The sequence below is a fragment of the Xanthomonas sp. NCPPB 901 genome, assembly GCF_056725085.1.
This window is the reverse complement of record NZ_CM161511.1, coordinates 4,665,121-4,686,733: the sequence shown is the minus strand read 5'-3', so window position 1 is coordinate 4,686,733 and position 21,613 is coordinate 4,665,121. Positions and strand designations below refer to the sequence as shown.

At 70.6% G+C, this 21,613-nt stretch carries 17 protein-coding genes, 1 pseudogene and 1 riboswitch; of the genes and pseudogenes, 13 read left to right on the top strand and 5 right to left on the bottom strand.

Annotated elements, in window-relative coordinates:
• Window positions 1-31: 31 nt before the first annotated feature.
• Entirely contained in the window at window positions 32-1,300 is a 1,269-nt protein-coding gene (locus AC1PME_RS19985) for an ATP-binding protein (RefSeq protein ID WP_481096808.1), read from the bottom strand.
• A complete protein-coding gene (gene ompR / locus AC1PME_RS19980) occupies window positions 1,297-2,025 on the bottom strand; it encodes an osmolarity response regulator transcription factor OmpR (protein WP_481096807.1) in 729 nt (242 codons plus the stop codon). Before ompR ends, AC1PME_RS19985 begins: the two co-directional genes overlap by 4 nt.
• 178 nt (window positions 2,026-2,203) lie before the next feature.
• On the opposite strand from ompR, the gene AC1PME_RS19975 reads away from it, so the two are divergent.
• From AC1PME_RS19975 to AC1PME_RS19950, 6 genes are all read left to right on the top strand, one after another.
• On the top strand, window positions 2,204-2,731 hold the full coding sequence (locus AC1PME_RS19975) for a hypothetical protein (protein WP_481096806.1): 528 nt from the start codon (window positions 2,204-2,206) through the stop codon (window positions 2,729-2,731).
• A 186-nt stretch (window positions 2,732-2,917) separates the two neighbouring features.
• A riboswitch (cobalamin riboswitch) is annotated at window positions 2,918-3,138 on the top strand.
• 179 nt (window positions 3,139-3,317) lie between these two features.
• Window positions 3,318-5,729 (top strand): ribonucleoside-diphosphate reductase subunit alpha, encoded by a 2,412-nt coding sequence (locus AC1PME_RS19970; protein WP_254459537.1) that lies wholly within the window; start codon window positions 3,318-3,320, stop codon window positions 5,727-5,729.
• A 110-nt stretch (window positions 5,730-5,839) separates the two neighbouring features.
• Window positions 5,840-6,880 carry a ribonucleotide-diphosphate reductase subunit beta gene (locus tag AC1PME_RS19965; protein ID WP_010340146.1) on the top strand — a complete coding sequence of 347 codons (1,041 nt, stop codon included), beginning with the start codon at window positions 5,840-5,842 and terminating at the stop codon, window positions 6,878-6,880.
• 87 nt (window positions 6,881-6,967) lie between these two features.
• Entirely contained in the window at window positions 6,968-7,537 is a 570-nt protein-coding gene (locus AC1PME_RS19960) for a flavodoxin (protein ID WP_481096805.1), read from the top strand.
• An 87-nt stretch (window positions 7,538-7,624) separates the two neighbouring features.
• Window positions 7,625-7,957: a thioredoxin family protein gene (locus AC1PME_RS19955; RefSeq protein WP_148827238.1), complete on the top strand. Its 333-nt coding sequence runs from the start codon at window positions 7,625-7,627 to the stop codon at window positions 7,955-7,957.
• 254 nt (window positions 7,958-8,211) lie between these two features.
• Window positions 8,212-8,877, top strand: coding sequence for a VOC family protein (locus AC1PME_RS19950; RefSeq protein WP_481096804.1), 666 nt, complete (start codon window positions 8,212-8,214; stop codon window positions 8,875-8,877).
• 148 nt (window positions 8,878-9,025) lie between these two features.
• Here the strand turns inward: AC1PME_RS19950 and AC1PME_RS19945 are convergent.
• A pseudogene (locus AC1PME_RS19945) lies at window positions 9,026-9,904 on the bottom strand (LysR family transcriptional regulator); the annotation flags it as partial.
• A 99-nt stretch (window positions 9,905-10,003) separates the two neighbouring features.
• Between AC1PME_RS19945 and AC1PME_RS19940 the strand changes: the two are divergent.
• The 7 genes from AC1PME_RS19940 (at window position 10,004) to purU (ending at window position 16,829) form a co-directional block, all read left to right on the top strand.
• Window positions 10,004-11,257, top strand: coding sequence for an MFS transporter (locus tag AC1PME_RS19940; protein WP_481096803.1), 1,254 nt, complete (start codon window positions 10,004-10,006; stop codon window positions 11,255-11,257).
• A gap of 33 nt (window positions 11,258-11,290) precedes the next feature.
• A complete protein-coding gene (locus AC1PME_RS19935) occupies window positions 11,291-11,671 on the top strand; it encodes a VOC family protein (RefSeq protein WP_481096802.1) in 381 nt (126 codons plus the stop codon).
• 184 nt (window positions 11,672-11,855) lie between these two features.
• A complete protein-coding gene (locus tag AC1PME_RS19930) occupies window positions 11,856-12,734 on the top strand; it encodes an NAD-dependent protein deacetylase (RefSeq protein ID WP_481096801.1) in 879 nt (292 codons plus the stop codon).
• Between the two features lie 87 nt (window positions 12,735-12,821).
• On the top strand, window positions 12,822-13,919 hold the full coding sequence (locus AC1PME_RS19925; protein ID WP_307547111.1) for an NADH:flavin oxidoreductase/NADH oxidase: 1,098 nt from the start codon (window positions 12,822-12,824) through the stop codon (window positions 13,917-13,919).
• Between the two features lie 58 nt (window positions 13,920-13,977).
• Window positions 13,978-14,856: an NAD(P)-dependent oxidoreductase gene (locus AC1PME_RS19920; protein ID WP_481096800.1), complete on the top strand. Its 879-nt coding sequence runs from the start codon at window positions 13,978-13,980 to the stop codon at window positions 14,854-14,856.
• 124 nt (window positions 14,857-14,980) lie between these two features.
• Window positions 14,981-15,421 carry an XVIPCD domain-containing protein gene (locus AC1PME_RS19915; protein ID WP_254459530.1) on the top strand — a complete coding sequence of 147 codons (441 nt, stop codon included), beginning with the start codon at window positions 14,981-14,983 and terminating at the stop codon, window positions 15,419-15,421.
• A 556-nt stretch (window positions 15,422-15,977) separates the two neighbouring features.
• Window positions 15,978-16,829, top strand: coding sequence for a formyltetrahydrofolate deformylase (gene purU, locus AC1PME_RS19910; RefSeq protein WP_481096799.1), 852 nt, complete (start codon window positions 15,978-15,980; stop codon window positions 16,827-16,829).
• Between the two features lie 246 nt (window positions 16,830-17,075).
• Here the strand turns inward: purU and AC1PME_RS19905 are convergent, their stop codons facing one another.
• On the bottom strand, window positions 17,076-19,070 hold the full coding sequence (locus AC1PME_RS19905) for a choice-of-anchor X domain-containing protein (protein WP_481096798.1): 1,995 nt from the start codon (window positions 19,068-19,070) through the stop codon (window positions 17,076-17,078).
• A gap of 239 nt (window positions 19,071-19,309) precedes the next feature.
• Window positions 19,310-21,601, bottom strand: a complete 2,292-nt coding sequence (metE, locus tag AC1PME_RS19900) for a 5-methyltetrahydropteroyltriglutamate--homocysteine S-methyltransferase (protein WP_481096797.1) — start codon at window positions 21,599-21,601, stop codon at window positions 19,310-19,312.
• Window positions 21,602-21,613 lie beyond the last annotated feature (12 nt).

Genomic DNA, 21,613 nt, shown 5'->3' with positions numbered 1-21,613 from the left:
CGGCCCGTGCGGGCGCCGGCACGCGCCGGGGTCATGCCGGGCGCAGGTGCAGGCTGGCGCACAGGCCGTGCGGAACGATGGGCTGCAGCAGCAACTGGCCGCGATGCTGGCGCGCGACCCGCTCGACGATCGCCAGGCCCAGTCCGCTGCCGCCGTGGCCGCCGTGCACGAACGGCTGCGGCGCGCGCGCGGCCAGCGCCGGGTCCAGGCCGGGGCCGTGGTCGCGCACCTCGATGCGCCAGCCATCGCCGCCGTCGCCGTGCAGGCGCAACTGGAACGGCGCGGCGCCGTGCCGTTCGGCATTGCCGATGAGGTTGCCGAGCGCGCGCTGCAGCGCCAGCGGCCGCCCGTACAGCGGCGCCTGCGCAGGCAGCACCTGCTCCCAGCCGGGCTGCGCCGCGCCCAGCGCCTGCCGGCAGAGGTCGGCCAGGTCCAGCGCCACGGCCGGTTCGTCGCGGCCGTCGCGGGCGTAGGCGATGAACTGCGCCAGGATCGCGTCGATCTCGCCGATGTCGCGTTCCATGCCTTCGCGCAGGTCCGGCTCCACCTGCGGCAGCAGCGCCAGCGCGTATTGCAGCCGGGTCAGCGGGGTGCGCAGGTCGTGGGAGATGCCGGCCAGCAGCAGCGCACGCTCGGCCGCGGCATGGCGCACGTCGGCGCTGGCCTCGGTCAGCGCCTGCGCCAGCGCCGCGACTTCGCGCGGGCCGCCGGTGGCGATCGGCGCGGCCTGCTCACCGCGCACCAGGTGCGGCGCGGCTTGCGCCAGTTGCCGCAGCGGTCGCACCAGCCGCCGCGCGACCACGGCGGCGGCCAGCCAGACCAGCAGCGTGCAGCCGGCCAGCAGCGCCACCGAGAATCGGCGCAGGCCGTGTCCGCGCGGCTGGCTGGAGAATGCGATCCACAGCGGCGTGGGCGTGGCCAACTGCAGCCACAGGGTGCCGTCGGCGTCGCGCCGCAACGCGCGTCCGGGGCCGAGCTGGTCGGCCGCGCGGCGCTGCACGGCGTCGGCCAGCGGGCCGGCGGCATTGGCCGTGGGCGGCGCGGTGCGCAACTGCAGCCCGGCCTCGCGCAACGCCGGCGCCAGCGCCGCGGCGTCCGGCGAGCGCTGCAGCGCCTCGGCGACATTGGCCAAGCCGTGCAGCACGCGCAGTTGCTGCTGCGCCGCCGGTCGCAGCGCCAGTTCGCGGCCGAGCAGCAGCGCCAGCAGGCCGGCGCCGGCCAGCACCAGCGCGATCACCAGCGCCAGCTGCCCGAACAGGCTGCGCGGCCAGCCGCAGGCGCCGGCGGCGGCGCCGCTCATGCCTGCGGCTCCGGCGGCACGTACACGTAGCCCACGCCCCACACGGTCTGGATCAGCCGCGGCAGGCGCACGTCGTCCTCCAGCAGCTTGCGTAGCCGCGCGACGACCACGTCGATGCTGCGGCCCAGCGGCTCGTGTTCGCGGCCGTGGGCCAGGCTGGACAGGCGGTCGCGGCTGAGCGGCTGCTGCGGATGCCGCAGCAGCACCGACAGCACCGCGAACTCGGCGGTGGTCAGCTTCAGCGGTTCGCCGTCGCGGCGCAGTTCGCGCCGTCCCAAGTGCAGGCGGAAGCGGCCGAAGCCGATCTCGCCACCCTCCGGCTGCGGCGCGCCGGCGCCGCCCGGGCGGGTGCGGCGCAGCACCGCGCGGATCCGCGCCAGCAGCTCGCGCGGGTTGACCGGCTTGGGCAGGTAATCGTCGGCGCCGATCTCCAGGCCGACGATGCGGTCGATCTCGTCGCCCTTGGCGGTCAGCATCACGATCGGGGTGGTGTCGCCCTGGCCGCGCAGGCGCCGGCAGATCTCCAGGCCGGTCTCGCCGGGCAGCATCAGGTCCAGCACCACCAGGTCGTAGTGGCCGCGCGCCAGTGCCTGCTGCAGTTGCACGCCGTCGGCCGCCGCCTTGACCGCGAAGCCCTGGCTCTCCAGGTAGCGGCACAGCAGGGCGCGCAGGCGGTCGTCGTCGTCGACCAGCAGCAGGCGGGGAGCGGGCGCGGCATCGTGCATGGCCGTCACTATCGGCTGCGCCGCCACCTTGCGGCAACGGCGGCCGCGGCGCATCTGTAAGCGGATGTTTCCGCCGCGGCCTGCGGCAACATCCGCTGGCCGATGCGGCGCCCGCGGCGCCCGCGTCGTGGCTACGGTGGCATCCGGCAGCACGCCGCTGCCGCCACCGGAGAACGCCATGTCGCTGTCCCGTCGCATCCCCCCGTTGCTGCTGGCGCTGGCCGCCGGCGTCCTGGCCGTCCCTGTCGCCCAGGCGCGTGAGCACACCCGCACGCGCACCGCCGGCGACGCCGATGGCGCCCGCCACGCCGCCGTGCAGGCCAGCGCCAGCGGCGCCCACGGCAGCACGCAGCGCGCCCGGCAGTGGCAGGCCGACGGCCAGGGCAACGCCAGCGCGGGCAGCGCCGCCACCCGCACCACGGCCGCCGGCGGCAGCGCCACGCGCCAGGGCAGTACGGACCGCGATGCCGATGGCAGCATCAGCCGCCAGGGCAGTGCCAGCGTCCAGCGCGCCGACGGCGCCAGCGCCAGCAGCAGCGGCAGCCTGACCCGGGCCGCCGACGGCACGCGCAGCGGCAGCCGCCAGAGCAGCGTCGACGGCGCGCAGGGCAGCTACCAGGGCAGCACCAGCGTGCAGGACGGCAGCATCGTCCACACCGGCACCTGCACCGACGCGAGCGGCACCGTGGTGCCGTGCCGGCCGTAGGCGAGGGCGCGGCGGCGGGGCGGTTCCAGGACATACGCCCGCGTCCGCCGCCGGCTTCACGGGCCCGTCACGGCCGCGAACGGGCCCTCCGCGGCGGGCCGGAACCCGCCGCCATCGGCAAACCGTTGCCAGGCTTAGGTTTTCGTAATTCCACCCATATTTAGCGTTGACGTCGTCGAGCGACCACACTATCTTGGGGTGGTCGGTTCCGGCGGCCCCAAGCCGCGGGATCAAAAGGGAAGCCGGTGCGGCGTGGCAACGCCAATTCCGGCGCTGCCCCGCAGCGGTAATTGGGAACGAACCCGTCATCCGCACTGAGGCGCCCGCCTTGGGAAGCGACGGGCTAGGAACCGGCCACGCGGCCGCCGCCCATCAGCCCGAAGACCTGCCGACAGCCGCGCGAAGCACACCGCGCGGCGCCGACCGTGTGATCTCCGGGGGGAGAGGGTCGGTGCAGCGACGACCGCCCGCAGGCCCGCCGCCTGCGCCGTTTGCAGTCTTCGCGACACCGCCGCCACCCGCCGATCCGGTCGGACCGCTGCCTGCGAGGGTCGGGCGGCCGCGTGCACCACGCTTGGAGACCTTCATGAGCCAGACCCACAGCCTGCCGGCCACCGCGTCCGTGGACGCCGTCGTCGACCCCACGACCGCTGCCGCCACCGCCCAGCCGGAGCCGGCCAGCAGCGAGCCGAGCAACGACCAGCGCGCCGTGACCTGGATCGTCAAGGACGGCGGCAACCGCCGCATGGCCTTCGACCGCTCGCGCCTGCAGCGCACCCTGGACCGGATCCACGCCGAGTTCCCGCAGCTGGACGTGAGCGACTACGAGCGCAAGGCCTTCGCCTTCATCGAGAAGAAGGAAAGCCTGTCGGCCGACGACATGGTCGACTACCTGATCCGCGAGGCCGAGTCGCGCGTGGACATCGCCACGCCGGAGTGGGAGTACTTCGCCGCGCGCCTGTACCTGGACCGCCTGTACAAGCGCGCCAGCAAGAACCGCTTCTACGATGCCGGCGAGAAGTACGGCTCCTATGTCGGCCTGCAGGAAAGCCTGGCCGACCGCGGCGTGTACTCGATCGACATCCTCAAGAACTACTCCAAGGACGAACTGGCCGAAGCCGGCCGCATGATCGACCCGGAGCGCGACAAGCTGTTCGCCTACAACGGCCTGTACCTGCTGGCCACCCGCTACCTGGCCACCGACAACTCGCGCAAGGTCTACGAACTGCCGCAGGAGCGCTGGCTGACCATCGCCCTGTACCTGATGCAGGACGAGAAGCCGCGCGAGCGGCGCATGCAGCTGGTCGGCGAGGCCTACTGGGCGCTGTCCAACCTGTACATGACCGTGGCCACTCCGACCCTGGCCAACGCCGGCAAGATCGGCGGGCAGCTGTCGAGCTGCTTCATCGACACCGTCGACGACAGCCTGCAAGGCATCTACGACTCCAACACCGACGTGGCGCGCGTGTCCAAGCACGGCGGCGGCGTCGGCGCCTACCTGGGCTACGTGCGCTCCTCCGGCTCGGCGATCCGCGGGGTCAAGAACTCCAGCGGCGGCGTGGTGCCGTGGATCAAGCAGCTCAACAATACCGCCGTGTCGGTGGACCAGCTCGGCCAGCGCAAGGGCGCCATCGCCGTGTACCTGGACATCTGGCACCGCGACATCGAGGCGTTCCTGGACCTGCGCCTGAACAACGGCGACCAGCGCCTGCGCGCGCACGACGTGTTCACCGCGGTGTGCGTGCCGGACATCTTCATGGAAGCGGTGGAGCGCCGCGGCGAGTGGTACCTGTTCGACCCGCACGAAGTGAAGGAGGTCAAGGGCTGGTACCTGCAGGACTTCTTCGACGAGAAGCGCGGCGAAGGCAGCTTCCGCGCCCGCTACGAGGAAGTGGTGGCCGACGAGCGCATCGGCCGCAAGGTGGTCAAGGCCATCGACATGTTCAAGCGGATCATGGTCAGCCAGCTGGAGACCGGCAACCCGTTCATGTTCTATCGCGACGAAGTCAATCGCATGAACCCGAACAAGCACCAGGGCATGGTCTATTCCAGCAACCTGTGCACCGAGATCCTGCAGAACATGAGCCCGACGCGGGTCATCCAGGAGATGATCAGCGGCGACCAGATCGTCACCACCAAGCAGGCCGGCGACTTCGTCGTGTGCAACCTGTCCTCGGTGAACCTGGGCCGCGCGGTCACCGCGCAGCCGGACCTGCTGTCGCCGGACATCCTGGAGCGGCTGATCCGCATCCAGGTGCGCATGCTCGACAACGTCATCGACCTCAACGAGCTGCCGGTGCCGCAGGCCACCATCACCAACCAGAAGTACCGCGCGATCGGCCTGGGTACCTTCGGCTGGCACCACCTGCTGGCGCAGAAGGGCATCGACTGGAACTCGCCGGCGGCCGAGGAGTACAGCGACACGCTGTACGAGCGCATCAACTACCTGACCATCCAGGCGAGCCTGGCGCTGGCCAAGGAGAAGGGCGCCTACAAGGTGTTCAAGGGCAGCGACTGGCAGAACGGCGAGTACTTCAGCAAGCGCGGCTATACCAGCGCGGAGTGGCAGGAGCTGGCCGCGCAGGTCGGCGTGCACGGCGTGCGCAACGCCTGGATGGTGGCGGTGGCGCCGAACATGAGCACCGCGCAGATCGCCGGTTCCACCGCCTCGATCGACCCGATCTACAGCGCGTTCTACTACGAAGAGAAGAAGGACTTCCGTCGCCCGGTGGTGGCGCCGGGGCTGACCGTGGACACCTACCCGTACTACGAGAAGGGCGCCTACCGGGTCGACCAGTTCGCCAGCGTGCGCCAGAACGCGCGCCGCCAGCGCCACGTCGACCAGTCGATCAGCTTCAACTTCTACGTGCCCAGCGGCATCCGCGCCAGCACCCTGCTGGACCTGCACATGACCGCGTGGAAGGAAGGCCTGAAGACCACCTACTACGTGCGTTCCAACGACATCGACATCAGCGAGTGCGAGTGGTGCTCGAGCTGATCGCTGGCGCCTGAGTCCAGCGTCGCGCGGCAGGCCGGTCCTGCCGCGCGCGTTCCGCATTCCCGCGCCGACCGCCGGCGCCGTTCACCCGACTTCACGAAGCAACTTCCATGGCCATCGCGCTCGACCGCATCAAGATCCTCGAACCGCTGCACCCCAACCGGTCCACCGGCATCATCAACGGCACCACCAGCGGCATCCTCAACTGGAACGACATCCCGTACCCGTCCTTCTACCGGGCGTACAAGGAGCTGTCGACCAACTTCTGGATCCCCGACGAAGTGGACATGAAGGGCGATGCCAAGCAGTACGGGGAGCTGTCGGCGCGCGAGAAGAACGCCTACGACTCGATCATCGGCCTGCTGGCCACGCTGGATTCGCCGCAGACGCGCTTCATCTACAACGTCGCCGAATACATCACCGACCCGGCCGCGCACGCCAACGCCGCGATCATCGGCCAGCAGGAAGTGATCCACAACGAGAGCTACTCGTACGTGCTGGCCTCGATCGCCGGCTTGGCCGACCAGAACCGCGTGTTCGAGATCGCCCGTACGCACCCGACCATCATCGCGCGCAACCAGCCGATCATGCAGGCCTACGACGACTTCATGCGCGAGAAGACCGCCGAGACCCTGCTGCGCTCGCTGATCCAGTCCTCGATCCTGGAAGGCATCAACTTCTATTCCGGCTTCGCCTACTTCTACAACCTGGTGCGGCAGAACCGCATGACCGGCACCGGCAAGATCATCAGCTTCATCAACCGCGACGAGCTGGCCCATACCAAGTTCATCAGCGAACTGATCCGCGCCATCATCGGCGAGAACGCCGAGCTGCAGACCAACGAGCTGACCGACTACGTGCACCAGGCCTTCGAGCATGCGATCCGCCTGGAGACCGAGTGGTCCTCGGAAGTGCTCGACGGCATCGAGGGCATCGACGTGGACGAGATGATCCAGTACGTGAAGTACCGCGCCAACAAGATGTCCGGCATGCTCGGCATCGAGAAGCTGTACAGCGGCGCCAGCGACAACGTGATGCCGTGGATCAAGGCTTACGCCGACAACTTCACCGAGACCAAGACCGACTTCTTCGAGATGCGCAACGCCAGCTACAAGAAGACCAACTCGGACAACGGCTTCGACGATCTCTGAAGAGCCGGGATTGGGGAATCGGGAATGGGGATTGGTAAAGGCAAGTCTCCGCGCTCTGACGAATCCCCAATCCCGAATCCCCGCCTCATGAAAATCTTGCTCGCCTACGCTTCGCTCAGCGGCAACACGCGCGACGTCGCCCGCCGCGTGCATGCGCAGTGCGAGGCGGCGGGGCACGAGGTCACCTGGATCCACACCGACCTGCAGACGCTGCAGGGGGCGCTCGGCGACGCAGGGCGCGCGGCTGGCTTCGATCTGCACCTGCTCGGCAGCTGGACCGACAACGCCGGGCGTACGCCATCGGAGATGAAGCGCTACATCGCCGAGCTGGTCGAGGCGACCGGTAAGACGATCGAGGTGGCGGCGTTCGGCACCGGCGAGACGCAGTGGGGGTTGGAGTACTACTGCGGTGCGGTCAAGCGCATCGCGCGGTTCTTCGACAGCGCCTATCCGCGGCTGGAGATCGAGCAGATGCCGCACGGCGATCGCGACAGTGCCGCGATCGACGACTGGTGCGCACGCGTGCTAGCACTGCGCGCGGCGCGCGCGTCTTCGGCAGGCGCCGTGCTGGGGGGAGCTGCCGCGCCCCCGTCCGCCGGTGTGGGTGGTGGGGTGGCTTCGATGGTGTTGCCGCCGCCGCTGCATGGCAGTGGCTGACGCGGTCGTCGTCTCTCCGTTTTCTTGGCATTGCCGGCGTCATCGCGCACGCCGGGTTTTCTCTGACATCAGACAAGGTTCCGTTCCATGCTCACCACCATCACCGTCTCCAGCGCCGAACAGTTCGCCGATGCGCTCGCCGCCCACCCGCGCGTGCTGGCCGATTTCAACAAGGACAACTGCCCCGGCTGCCGCATGCTCGACAAGTCGCTGGAGCGCTTCGCCGAGGGCGAGAGCGCGCAGGGCGTGACCCTGCTCAAGGTGAAGATGGAAGACGTGGGCGAGGACTTCTTCCGCGCCCAGGGCCTGCGCCAGACCCCGACCCTGATGCTGTTCCGCCAGGGCGAGGAAGTGGCGCGCGTCCCCGGCTTCGTGCCGCCGGCCAAGATCGACGAAGCGGTGCGCACGCACCTGGGGTGAGCGCGCGCTGTTTCTCGTAGGAGCGGCTTCAGCCGCGACTGGGTATCCCAGGCAACGTTCCGGTCGCGGCTGAAGCCGCTCCTGCAATCGCTTTTGCTGGATCGCCGCGCATCCGCGCGGCGCAGACCGCATCGCATCCCGGGCACGACGCGCCGCCGCAAGCATCCTGCTGCAGGCGCGGACAGGTCGCGTGCGCTTGACCTCAACCGCAGTTGAGGTCGTGCAATAGGCGCTCCGCCGCCAAGGAGCCTGCGATGCGCATCACCCATGTCCACTTGCCCTGTACCGATCCCGCTGCCGGTCTGGCCTTCTATGGCGAGGTGCTGCAGTTGCCCGTCGCATCCGAGCAGGTGCGGATCGGCTGGAGCGTGTTGCAGCTGACCCGCGGAACCGACGTCGGGAGCGCGCACCTGGCCTTCAACGTGTTGCCCGCCCGGTTCGAGGCGGCCTGCGATTGGCTGTCGCAGCGGGCCGTGTTCCTGTCCGACGCGCAGGGCACCACGCGGTTCGCGCTCGGTGGCGCATGGCAGTCGCAGTCGGTGTATTTCGCCGGCCCGGATGGCGCGGTGCTGGAACTGATCGCACGCGCACCGCTGCCGGCGCAGCCGGCGCCGCAGGGCGCGTTCCCGGCGCGCGAGGTGTTGTGCATCAGCGAGGTCGGCCTGCCCAGCGCGCAGGTGCCGGCCGTGGTCGCGGCCGCGCAGCGGGATTTCGGATTGCGTCCACTGCAGCCGCCGTCCGCCGAATTCGCCGCGCTCGGCGACCACACCGGTTTGCTGATCGCGGTGGATGCGCAGCGACGCTGGTTTCCGCAGCAGCGGCAGTTGCCGTTCGCGCGCGGTGTGCGGGTGGTCGTGGACGGTGTGCGCCCAGGCCAGGTGCTGGGCGATGCGGCGGGATGGGAGGTGCGTGCGTTGTGATCCGTTGCGCGCAGGCGCACGTGGCGTAGGACCGGCGTCAGCCGCGCCGCGCTTTCCGGCTGGCGCCTGTCGCGGCCGAAGCCGCTCCTGCGGTCTTCGGATCGGGCAATCCTGTCGGGGGAGTGCCGCGCTCGCCCGGCGCATGTCCCTGCGCCAGCTGCCACAAATGGCGCACGATCGGCATCGCCTGCGCGGTGGCCGGCAGCGCGGCCAGCGCCAGCCGCGCCATCGGCACGCGGCCTTCGATGTCCAGGTAGCGCACGCCGGGCAGCTGCACCTGCGCGGTCGAGGCGGGCACCACCGACACGCCCAATTCGGCGGCAACCAGGTTGACGATGGAGGACATCTGCGGCGCTTCCTGTTCGATCTTCAGTTCGAAGCCGGCCTGGCGGCAGGCATCGAGGATCTCGTCGTACAGGCTGGTGCCGAAGCTGCGCGGGAACAGGATGAACGGTTCGCCGGCCAGCGCCGACAGCGGCGCGCGGCGCCGCTTGGCCAGGCGGTGCGCCGCCGGCACCGCGATCCTCATCGGCTCGTCGGGCAGCTTGAGCAATTGCAGTTCCGATGGCGTAGCCACGCTGTAGCGGATGAAGGCCGCATCCAGCCGGCCCTGCAGCAGCGCGGCGAGCAGGCCGGCGGTATTGGTCTCCTCCAGCGCCAGCGTCACCGCCGGCCAACCGCGGCGGAAGCCGCGCACCAGGGTCGGCACGATCGGGTTGAACGCGGCCGAGGCGGTGAAGCCCAGCCGCAGCACGCCGCTTTCGCCGCGTGCGGCACGGCGCGCGGCGTCGCCGGCGCGCTCCAGGTCGGCGAGCACGCGCCGCGCCTCGTTGCGGAATGCGCGGCCGGCATCGGTGAGGTCGGCGCCGCGCGGCGTGCGCACGAACAGCGGCGTGCCCAGTTCCTCTTCCAGCGCGCGGATCTGCTGGCTCAGCGGCGGTTGCTGGATGCCCAGCTGCGCGGCGGCGCGGGTGAAGTGCCCGGCCTCGGCCACGGCCAGGAAGTAGCGCAGATGGCGCAGTTCCATGTCATATCCAAAGAATATGGAGAATGGGGTGATCATATATTGGACGCCGGGGTCCGGCAGGCGAATACTGGCCCTCCATTTCCCGCCGCGACCCACACCGTGAACGCCTCCAGCCAATGCCCGCCGCTGCCCGCCGTGGACGATGCGTTGCTGCTGCGCATCCGCCTGGCGCTGTTCCTGGCCGGTTTCGCCACCTTCTCGCTGCTGTACAGCGTGCAGCCGCTGCTGCCCGAGTTCGCGCGCGAGTTCGGACTCAGCGCCGCGGCCAGCTCGCTGCCGCTGTCGCTGGCCACCGGCGGCCTGGCGATCGCGATCTTCTGCGCCGGTGCGGTGTCGGAAACGCTGGGCCGGCGCGGGCTGATGTTCGTGTCGATCGCGCTGGCGGCGCTGCTCAACCTGCTGGCGGCCTGCCTGCCGCACTGGGGCGCGCTGGTGGCGGTGCGCGCGCTGTCCGGCATCGCCCTGGGCGGCGTGCCGGCAGTGGCGATGGTGTACCTGGCCGAAGAGCTGCCGGCGAACCGGCTCGGCGCGGCGACCGGGCTGTACGTGGCCGGCAATGCGTTCGGCGGCATGATCGGCCGCATCGGCATGAGCATGCTCACCGACCACTTCGACTGGCGCATCGCGCTGGCCACGCTGAGCACGGTCGATCTGCTGGTCGCGGTCGGCTTCGTGTGGCTGCTGCCGCCGTCGCGGCACTTCGTGCGCCGCCAGGGGGTGAACCTGCGCTTCCACCTGCGCGCCTGGGGCGGGCATCTGCGCGATCGCCATCTGCCGTGGCTGTTCGCGATCCCGTTCCTGGCGATGGGCGTGTTCGTCAGCGTCTACAACTATGCCGGCTTCCGCCTGGGCGGGCCGGAGTTCGGGCTGAGCCAGAGCCAGCTCGGCATGATCTTCAGCGCGTATGTGTTCGGCATCGTGTCTTCGTCGGTCGCCGGCGCCGCCTCGGACCGCTTCGGCCGCGGGCCGGTGGTGCTGGCCGGCATCGTCACCGCCGCGCTGGGCGTGGCGCTGACCCTGTCGCATGCGCTGGTGCCGGTCATCGCCGGCATCGTGCTGCTGACCATCGGCTTCTTCGTCGCGCACTCGGCGGCCAGCGCCTGGGTCGGGCGCCTGGGCGGCCAGCACAAGAGCCACGCCGCCTCGCTGTACCTGCTGGCCTACTACGCCGGTGCCAGCCTGATCGGCTCGCTCAGCGGCGCGGCCTGGCAGCACGGTGGCTGGAACGCCCTGGTCGCTTGCTGCCTGGTGCTGCTGGGCATCGGCCTGGTCGCCGCGCAGGTGCTGCGCCGCGGCGCCGACGACAGCCGCCCCTACGGCCGTTTCGGGCCGCATCCGCCGCGCGGCGAGTGAACCGCGCCGCCGTCACCCAACGGGAGTTCTCCGATGCAGATCGACCACCTCGACCATCTGGTCCTCACCGTCGCCGACATCGAGGCCAGCTGCGTGTTCTATACGCAGGTGCTGGGCATGCGCGTGGTGACCTTCGGCGAAGGCCGCAAGGCGCTGGCGTTCGGCGAGCAGAAGATCAACCTGCACCGGCACGGCCACGAGTTCGACCCCAAGGCGCGCACGCCCACGCCGGGCTCGGCCGATCTGTGCTTTCTCACCGCCACGCCGCTGGCGCAGGTGGCCGAGGAACTGCGCGCCGCCGCCGTGCCGATCGAGAGCGGGCCTGTCCAACGCACCGGCGCCCGCGGGCCGATCCTGTCGCTGTACTTCCGCGATCCGGACGGCAACCTGATCGAGGTCGCCAACCCGTTGTGATGGTGGGTGCCGCGATCGCCTGACGGCGTGCGGTTCGGGCACGGCCTCATCCTCCATTGGCGCCGCCCTGGATGCGGTTCACAGGCGGGCGTTGCCGGGCCTTGCGTTGCCGGGCTGCACGCCCTACATACAGGACGGCGCTGCCGTCGTTGTGCGCGCCGCCAACACCGACGGGAGTCGCACCATGCCGCAGTTGCTCGATCACGCCGCGTCCGTGCCGGCGGCGCTTGGCGCGCTGCAGGCGTTCGTCGACCGCCATCGGCGCCTGTTCGTGCTGACCGGTGCCGGCTGCAGCACCGACTCGGGCATTCCCGACTACCGCGACGCCGCCGGCGACTGGAAGCGTGCGCAGCCGGTGACCTACCAGGCCTTCATGGGCGAGCTGGCGACGCGGCAGCGCTATTGGGCGCGCAGCCTGCTCGGCTGGCCGCGCTTCGGCCATGCCCGGCCCAACGCCACCCACGCCGCGCTGGCGCAGCTGGAAGCGCGCGGCCAGGTCGAACTGCTGCTGACCCAGAACGTGGACGGCCTGCACCAGGCCGCCGGCAGCCGCGCCACCATCGACCTGCACGGGCGCCTGGACGTGGTGCGCTGCACGGGCTGCGAACGGCGCATGCCGCGCGAGACGTTCCAGCAGCATCTGCTGCGGCACAACCCGCAGTGGGCGACGCTGCAGGCCGCGCCGGCGCCGGACGGCGATGCCGACCTGGACGGCGTGGACTTCGCCAGCTTCGTGGTGCCGCCCTGCGCGCGCTGCGGCGGCGTGCTGAAACCGGACGTGGTGTTCTTCGGCGAAAACGTGCCGCGCGAGCGCGTGGCCAGCGCCTTCGCGCATTTGCAGCGCGCCGATGCGGTGCTGGTGGTCGGCTCGTCGCTGATGGTCTATTCCGGCTTCCGCTTCGTGCAGGCCGCGGCCAAGGCCGGGCTGCCGATCGCCGCGATCAATCTGGGCCGGACCCGCGGCGACGACCTGCTGCAGTTGAAGGTGGCGCAGCCGTGCGCGCAGGCGCTGGACTTCCTGCTGCCTGCGATGGCGCGCGTTCCGAATCCCGGCACGAACTGATCCACCGGCAGTGGTTGATCGCGCTGCGCGGCAGGAGTGCAATGGTCGCCTCCCGCGCCGTGCGCGGCGTTTCCCTGGATCCGTATCGTGACGCATTTGTTCTCGCCCCTCGCACTGGGGCCGCTGTCGTTGTCCAACCGCATCGTGATCGCGCCGATGTGCCAGTACTCGGCCGAGGACGGCCGCGCCAGCGATTGGCACACCCAGCATCTGGGCCAACTGGCGCAGTCCGGCGCCGGCCTGCTGATCCTGGAAGCGACGGCGGTCGAGCCGCGTGGGCGCATCAGCTACGCCGACCTGGGGCTGTGGGACGACGCCACCGAAGCGGCGCTGGACACGGTGGTGCGCGCGGTGCGGCGCTGGTCGCCGATGCCGCTGGGCATCCAGCTCGCGCACGCCGGACGCAAGGCGTCCACGCGCAAGCCTTGGGAGGGCGACGGCGCGATCGCGCCCGACCAGCCGAACGGCTGGCAGACCGTGGCGCCATCGGCGCTGGCGTTCGACCAGGACGGCGTGCCGCCGCAGGCGCTGGACCTGGCCGGCATCGACGCCATCGTCGAGGCGTTCGTGGCGTCGGCGCGGCGTGCCGAACGCCTCGGCTTCGCGCTGATCGAACTGCACGCCGCACACGGCTACCTGCTGCACCAGTTCCTGTCGCCGCTGAGCAACCAGCGCGAGGATGCCTATGGCGGCAGCCTGGAGAACCGCATGCGCCTGCTGCTGCGGGTGCATGCGGCGGTGCGCGCCGCGGTGGCGCCGACCATCGCGGTGGGCGTGCGTATCTCCGCCACCGACTGGGTCGACGGCGGCTGGGACCTGGCGCAGAGTCAGGCGCTGGCGCAGGCCCTGCAGGCGCAGGGCTGCGATTACCTGCACGTGTCCAGCGGCGGCCTGGACCGCCGCCAGCGTATTCCGGTGGCGCCCGGTTACCAGGTGCCGCTGGCCGAGGCGCTGCATCGCGCGGTGCGCATGCCGGTGATCGCGGTGGGCCTGATCACCGAGCCGCAACAGGCCGAGGCCATCCTCGCCGAGGACCGCGCCGACGCCATCGCGCTGGCCCGCGGCATCCTCTACGATCCGCGCTGGCCGTGGCATGCGGCCGCCGCGCTGGGCGCGCGGTTGCGCCCGTCGCCGCAATACCTGCGTTGCGAGCCGCATGCGGCGCGCGGCGTGTTCGACGCCTGACCGGCGCGTTGCGCGTGCCGGTGGCGGCCTCCATTTCGATTCCTTCAGGGAGCCTGCAATGACGACGATTGGATTTCTCGGCCTGGGCACGATGGGCCAGCCGATCGCGCTCAACCTGCTGCGTGCCGGTCACGCATTGACGGTGTGGAATCGCAGCGCGGCGGCGGCGCAGCCCCTGCTCGAGGCCGGCGCGCAGCTGGCCGCGCAACCGGCCGATGCGGTGCGCGGGCCGGTGCTGTTCTCGATGCTGGCCGACGACACCGCGGTGCGCGAGACCCTGCTCGATCGCGGCGCACTGGACGCGCTCACCGCCGGCAGCGTGCACGTCAACATGGCCACCATCTCGGTGGCGCTGGCGCGCGAACTGCATGCGCTGCATGCCGAGCGCGGCGTCGCCTACCTGGCGCTGCCGGTGCTGGGGCGGATGGAGGTGGCCGCGGCCGGCCAGCTCAACCTGCTCGCCGCCGGCGATGCCGCGGCGCTGGCGCGGGTGCAGCCCTTGCTCGATGTCATCGGGCGCAAGACCTGGTACTTCGGCGCCGCGCCGGAACAGGCCAACGCGGTCAAGCTCGCCGCCAACCTGTGCCTGGCCAGCGCCATCGGCACCATGGCCGAGGCGTCGGCGCTGGTGCGCGGGCATGGCGTGGAGGCAGCCGATTTCCTCGACATGCTCACCAGCACCGTGTTCGCCGCGCCGGCCTACCAGACCTACGGCGGCATGATCGCCGAACAGCGCTACAGCCCGGCCGGCTTCAAGGCCGTGCTGGGCCTGAAGGACGTGCGCCTGGCGCTGAACGCCGGCGAGACCCGGCACGTGCCGATGCCGCTGGCGGCGGTGCTGCGCGATGCCTTCATCGAAGCGATCGCGCATGGCGACGGCGACCTGGACTGGGCGGCGCTGGCCAAGGTCGCCGCGCGCCGCGCCGGCCAGGCCTGAGCGGCGCCGGACGGATCTTCAGCGGACCTTGGCGGCGCCTGCGGCACACTGCGTGCCTGCTTGAGCCTGGCGTGCGCTTGCCGCTAAGGTGCGGCGATTTGCTGGCGCATCACAGGAGGATGCCATGAGTCCGACTTCGTCCGATCCCGACGACAGAGCGCCGATCCAGCCGCCGCGCGCGGTGGTGCGCGAGGCCGTGCCCGGGCCCGATCATCCGGACCATCCCGACCACCTGCTGTACGCGCAGATCCGCGAGGGCGTGCACGCGCTGGACGCCGCCTGCGGCCGCGCCCCGGACGCGATCAGCGAGCGCATGGTGGCGCGGCTGCTGCCGCTGGCCAAGGAATACGGGTTCGACCAGGTCGACCACGTGGTGCTCAGCCGCGAGATCGGCGACGTGGAGGATGGCGAGAACGTGTTCCTGGTGCGTGGCGACCTGGACGATCCGGCGCATCTGCGCGCGCACATCACCACCCACGAAGCGGTCGGCATGTCGGTGGAGGACTCGCTGGCGCGCCTGGAGAAGGTCAACCGCCGCCTGGCGCTGCGCCTGCGCCCGGAGTGAGGGCAGGCGAGTGAGCGATGTCCCAGGCGCGGTGTCGGCCGCGACCGGGTTGCAGTGCAAGGATGGCCGAGCCCCTCTCCCTCCGGGAGAGGGGGTGGGGTGAGGGTACGGACGCGCAGCGCACGCGATGTTTTGACCGCGCGAGGCTTCGCCCGACCCTCATCCGCCCCTTCGGGGCACCTTCTCCCGGCGGGAGAAGGGAGAAGCCAGCGCCGGCGGGATGGCTAGCCCCTCTCGCTCCCGTCGCGGCTGAAGCCGCTCCTATAGGACACTTCCTTAAGTTATTGGCGGTGCCTTGGAGCCGCTACGACACGGCGGCTCCAGCGCGGCTGGGGGACTGCACTGTGGGAGGGACTTCAGTCCCGACGCCTTCCAAGGTCGAATGCCCGCCAGCTTTGTCCGTCATGGCTGCACGACAGCTGCCCCAGGTCTCCGTGGTGGACTCTTCCGAATCCCGAATCCCGAATCCCGAATCCCGAATCCCCAATCCCCAATCCCCAATCCCCAATCCCCAATCCCCAATCCCCAATCCCGCCCTTTCCCCTATCATCGGCGGATGCGCCCCGACTACATCCTGACCCTGTCCTGCCCGGATCGTACCGGCATCGTCTTCCGCGTCAGCGGCCTGCTGTTCGAGCACGGCTGCAACATCCTCGATGCGCAGCAGTTCGGCGACGAGGAAAGCGGCCGTTTCTTCCTGCGCGTGCATTTCGATGCGCCGGCCACCGACACCGCCGCAGCGGTGCAGGCGCAGCTGGCCCCGCTGGCCGCCGACTACGCGATGGACTGGCAACTGCACGACGCGCGCCGCCGCGCGCGCCTGCTGGTGCTGGTCAGCAAGCAGGGCCACTGCCTCAACGACCTGCTGTTCCGCGCGCACAGCCGGCAGTTGCGGGTGGACATCGCCGCGGTGGCTTCCAACCATGCCGATTTCGCCGGGCTGGCCGGCTCCTACGGCGTGCCGTTCCACCACCTGCCGGTGAGTGCCGCCAACCGCGCCGAACAGGAAGCGCAGCTGCTGGCGCTGGTCGAGCGCGAGCGCATCGACCTGGTGGTGCTGGCCCGCTACATGCAGATCCTGTCGCCGACGCTGTGCGCGGTGCTGGCAGGGCGCGCGATCAACATCCACCACAGCTTCCTGCCCAGCTTCAAGGGCGCGCAGCCGTACCACCAGGCGCACGCGCGCGGGGTCAAGATCATCGGCGCCACCGCGCACTACGTCACCGGCGACCTGGACGAAGGCCCGATCATCGAACAGGACGTGGCCCGCGTGGACCACGCCATGACCCCGCGCGAGCTGGTGCGCCTGGGCAGCGACACCGAATCGCAGGTGCTGGCCCGCGCCGTGCGCCGCCATGTCGAGCATCGCATCCTGCTCAACGGGCATCGGACGGTGGTGTTTCGGTGAGGCCGGGAATGGGGAAACGGGAATCGGGAATGGCAACAGCAATAGCGACAGCGACGCGCTTCGCTCCGTTGAACTCCTGATTCGCACAGCCTGCCCGTCACTGTCCGCGTCGATTGCCGCTTCGTTCGACAGTGACCGGACGGATGGCCGTCCGGAAAAGCGTTGCATCCCGGAGTGGCAAGAGCAACGCCAACCCGCGGCGCCGCTCTTGCCAATCCCCAATCCCCAATCCCGACTCCCGGCCCTTCAACGCGCCGCGTTGGCGTTCATCGTCGCGTTGCGGCTGGCGTCCAGGTACTGCGCCGGGTCGCGCATGCCGGTGGTGTGGCACTGGCCGGTGGTGTGGCCGCGGTTGACGCCGCCGGGCAGCTGGCCGTTGACCTGCTCCACGGTGCCGTCCTCCGGGTCGCTCAGCACCAGGTCCGAGGCTGCATTGCAGTAGTCGTTGGTGTACCAGTTGGTCTTGGCGAAGGAGGTGGTGTAGTAGTTCACCAGCGCCCGCGCCGAGTTGGGGATGCCGGCCAGCCAGGCCTTGGCGCCGTCGTAGGTCAGGTCGTTGTTGGTGCCGCAGCCCACGCCGAACCACGAGCCCACCGCGGCCAGGATGCCGGCCAGGTTGGTGCCCTGATAGGGCGTGCCCACCGACTGCATCACCCGCCCGCCGCTGGCATTGTCCAGGCCGCTCCAGTAGTAGACGTACAGATGCAGCGCGGCCATGCCGCCCTGGCTGTGCGCCACCGTGCCGAACGAGTTCCATTGGCTGCCGAACTGCGCCAGGCGTTGCGCGAACTGGTCGTTGCTGCGGTTCTGGTTGACGTCCAGGAACGCGGAGGCGTTGCTGAACTGCGCCACCGGCCACACCCCGCCCGAGCAATAGCCGTGCACCAGCACCAGGCGCTTGCCGGTGGCCTGCGCCTGCATGTCGGTGGCCGCGCTCAGCTGCGCGGGGCGCTCGCCCATGCGCATGCTCTCGTCGATCGCACCGCTGCTGCGCGCCACGCTGCTGCGGCGCAGCGCCGGCAGGGTCAGCGGCAGCGTCGCGCGCGTGGCCAGCGGCACGAAGTTGTCCGGATCCTCCACGCGCAGGTTGCGCAGGGTGAACGGCGCGCGTGCGCCGGCGCGGACGATCCAGCGTTCGTCCACGCTCAGCGGCAGGCGCCCGTCCTGCGGCGCGAGCATGCCGCCGAGCCAGGCCACCGGCACCGCGCTGCCGTCGCGACCGGTGCCCCACAGTTCGCCGAGCACGCGATAGTGCGCCGGCGCCTGGCCGCCGCCGATGCGCACCGGGATCGGCAGGGTCAGGCGGGTGCCGGGCTGGGCGCTGGCGGCGACCGCATCGGCATTGATGCGCAAGGTGGTGTCCAGCACCGGCAGCACGTGCTCGCTGGTGCGCACGAAGGCCTGGCCGCCGGCGTCGTGGCCGTGCACCACCACCTGCGCGATGTAGGTCCCGGTGACGGTCGCCGGGAAGTCGCCGGCATACACGCCGTCGCCCGCGGCGCCGTCGCCGTGACGGCCGTCGTCGGCCATCGGCCACTGGCGGATCGAGCCGTCCGGCGCGATCACCCGCAGCTGCGCGGTGTCGATGCGGCCGCTGCCGGCGCTGCGCGCCAGGCTCACGTTGCCCTGCGCATCGATGCCGCCGAGCAGGGCGGTCAGGCCGATGCGCTGGCCGCGCTGCAGTTGCGCGCGGTCGCTGGGATAGGACGCCAGCTGCGTGCGCGGGTCGCCTTCCATCAGCACATAGCCGCGCTGCGCCGTGCTGCTGCCGTCGGCCTGCAGGGTCAGGGTCCAGTCGCCGTTGGCGGCGCTGTCCACGCGGTATTCGCGGGCCGGCAGTGCGGCGGCGCCGGCGCCCAACTGGGTGGCCTTGGCGCTGGGCGCGAGCATCGGCATCGCGGCGGCGGTGCCTGCGCGTGCGCTGGCCGTGGCCGGCGCGCTCAGGCGCGGCTGCCAATCGTGTTCGCCGGACAAGACCACGAAGCGCAGCTTGCCGTTCTCCACCGGCAGCGTGGTCTGCCATTGCGCCTGGCCGCCGCTGCGCGCGGCGGAGAACTCCACCGGCAGCAGCGCGCTCTTGGACAGGATCGCCGCTTCCGCCGGCGCGGGCGCGCGCATCTGCGCGAACTCCTCCGGCGGACCGGCCAGTTGTTTGGGGATCAGTTCGGCCGCGTGCAGCGCGGCAGTGGGGACGACGAGATACAGGACGCAGACGGCGGACAGTTTCGACAGCTTCGGCATGACGCGCTCTCCCTGGCGGTGCTGAGAAGCCCACGCGTATGCCGAAAACCGCGGCGCGGTGCGCCGCCGGCAGCACGTCGGCGAGGACGCAGCGCCCCCTCGCCACGCGTTCGCCTGCGGTTATAGCCAGCGCACATTGCCGGACAAAGACGCAATGCAGCAATGCGCGCCGAACTGGGATGCCAGACATGCCTGGAGCGCGATGATGCCCGGCGCACGTGGCGCCGGGCATCACCGGGTCACGCCGCCTGCGCCTGCTGCGTGCGCAATTGCCGCGCCGCGGCGACCATCGCTTCCAAGGCGCTGCGCGTTTCCGCCCAGCCGCGGGTCTTCAGCCCGCAATCCGGGTTGACCCACAGTTGCTGCGGATCCAGCACCGCGCGCGCCTTCTCCAGCAACTCCACCATCTCCTGCGTGCTCGGCACGCGCGGCGAGTGGATGTCGTACACGCCCGGGCCGATCGCGTTCGGGTAGCGGAAGCGCACGAACGCATCGAGCAGTTCCATGCGCGAGCGCGAGGTCTCGATCGAGATCACGTCCGCATCCATCGCCGCCACCGCCTCGATGATGTCGTTGAACTCCGAGTAGCACATGTGGGTGTGGATCTGCGTCGCATCGCGCACCCCGGCCGCGGCGATGCGGAAGCACTGCACCGCCCAGTCCAGGTACGCCTGCCAGTCGGCGCGGCGCAGCGGCAGGCCTTCGCGGATCGCCGGCTCGTCGATCTGGATCACGCCGATGCCGGCCGCCTCCAGGTCGCGCACCTCGTCGCGCAGCGCCAGCGCGATCTGCCGGCAGGTCTGCGCGCGTTCCTGGTCGTCGCGCACGAACGACCACTGCAGCACCGTCACCGGCCCGGTCAGCATGCCCTTCATCGGCCGCTCGGTCAGCGACTGCGCGTACTGGGTCCAGCGCAGCGTCATCGGCGCCGGGCGCTGCACGTCGCCGTAGATGATCGGCGGCTTGACGCAGCGCGAGCCGTAGCTCTGCACCCAGCCGTGCCGGGTGAAGGCGAAGCCATCGAGCTGCTCGCCGAAGTACTCGACCATGTCGTTGCGCTCGAACTCGCCGTGCACCAGCACGTCCAGGCCCAGTTGCTCCTGTGCTCGCACGCAGCGCTCGGTCTCGGCGGCCAGGAACGCGTCGTAGGCGGCATCGTCGAGCTTGCCGGCCTTGTGCTGCGCGCGCGCCTGCCGCACCTGCTCGGTCTGCGGGAACGAGCCGATCGTGGTGGTCGGATACAGCGGCAGCCGCAGCGCCGCCTGTTGCGCCTGGCGGCGCTGCGCATACGGCGACTGCCGGCGGCTGGCGTCGTCGGTCAGCGCGTCGACCCGCCGCGCCACCTCGGCGCGGTGCACGCGGGTGGAGGCGCGACGGCTGGCCAGCGCATCGCGCGCCGCGTCCAGCCCAGCCTGCGCCTGCGGCTGGTCGTCCAGCGCATCGGCCAGGGTGCGCAGTTCCTGCAGCTTCTGCTTGGCGAAGGCCAGCCAGCCGACCAGTTCGCGGTCCAGCTTGGTCTCCTGCTGCAGATCCACCGGCACGTGCAGCAGTGAGCACGACGGCGCCAGCCACAGCCGCTCGCGGCCGACATGGCCGGCGGCGTAGCGGGCCAGGGTCAGCGCGTTGTCCAGCGGCGTACGCCACACGTTGCGGCCGTTGACCAGGCCGGCCGAAAGCACGCGCCCGGCCGGCAGGGCCTGCAGCACCGCATCCAGTTGCGCCACGCCGCGCACCAGGTCCACGTGCACGCCGTCCACCGGCAGCGCCATCGCCAGCTCCAGGTTGTCGCCCAGTTCGCCGAAGTAGCTGGTCAGCAGCACCTTCGGCCGCGGCGCCTGTGCCAGGAAGGCGTAGGCGCGGCGATAGGCCTCGCGCGCGGTGTCGTCCAGGTCCAGCACCAGCGCCGGTTCGTCGAGCTGTACCCAGCCAGCGCCGGCCGCATGCAGGCGTTGCAGCAGCTCGGCGTACACCGGCAGCAGGCTGTCCAGCAGCGCCCAGCGGTCGCTGCCGTCCACGGTCTTGGACAGCGCCAGGAAGGTCACCGGCCCGATCAGCACCGGCCGGGTCTGGATGCCCTGCGCCTTGGCTTCCAGGAACTCCACCACCGGCTTGTCGCCGCGCAGGCGGAAGTGCTGGCGCCGCGCCAGTTCCGGCACCAGGTAGTGGTAGTTGGTGTCGAACCACTTGGTCATTTCCAGCGCGTGCAGGTCCAGGCCGTGTTCCTGCGTGCCGCGCGCCATCGCGAAGTAGCCGGCCAGCGGATCGGCATCGGCCAGCGCGCGGTAACGTTGCGGAATGGCATCGAACAGGAACGCGGTGTCGAGCATCGCGTCGTACAGGCTGAAGTCGTTGCTGGGCGGCACGTCCACCCCGGCCTCGCGTTGCAGTTGCCAGTGGCGCTGGCGCAGCTCGCGTGCGGTGTCCTGCAGTTGCGCGCTGTCGATGTCGCGGCGCCAGTAGCGTTCCAGCGCCTGTTTGAGCTCGCGCCGCGCACCGATGCGCGGGAAGCCCAGGTTGGTCACGATCGTCATGTTGCGTTTCCT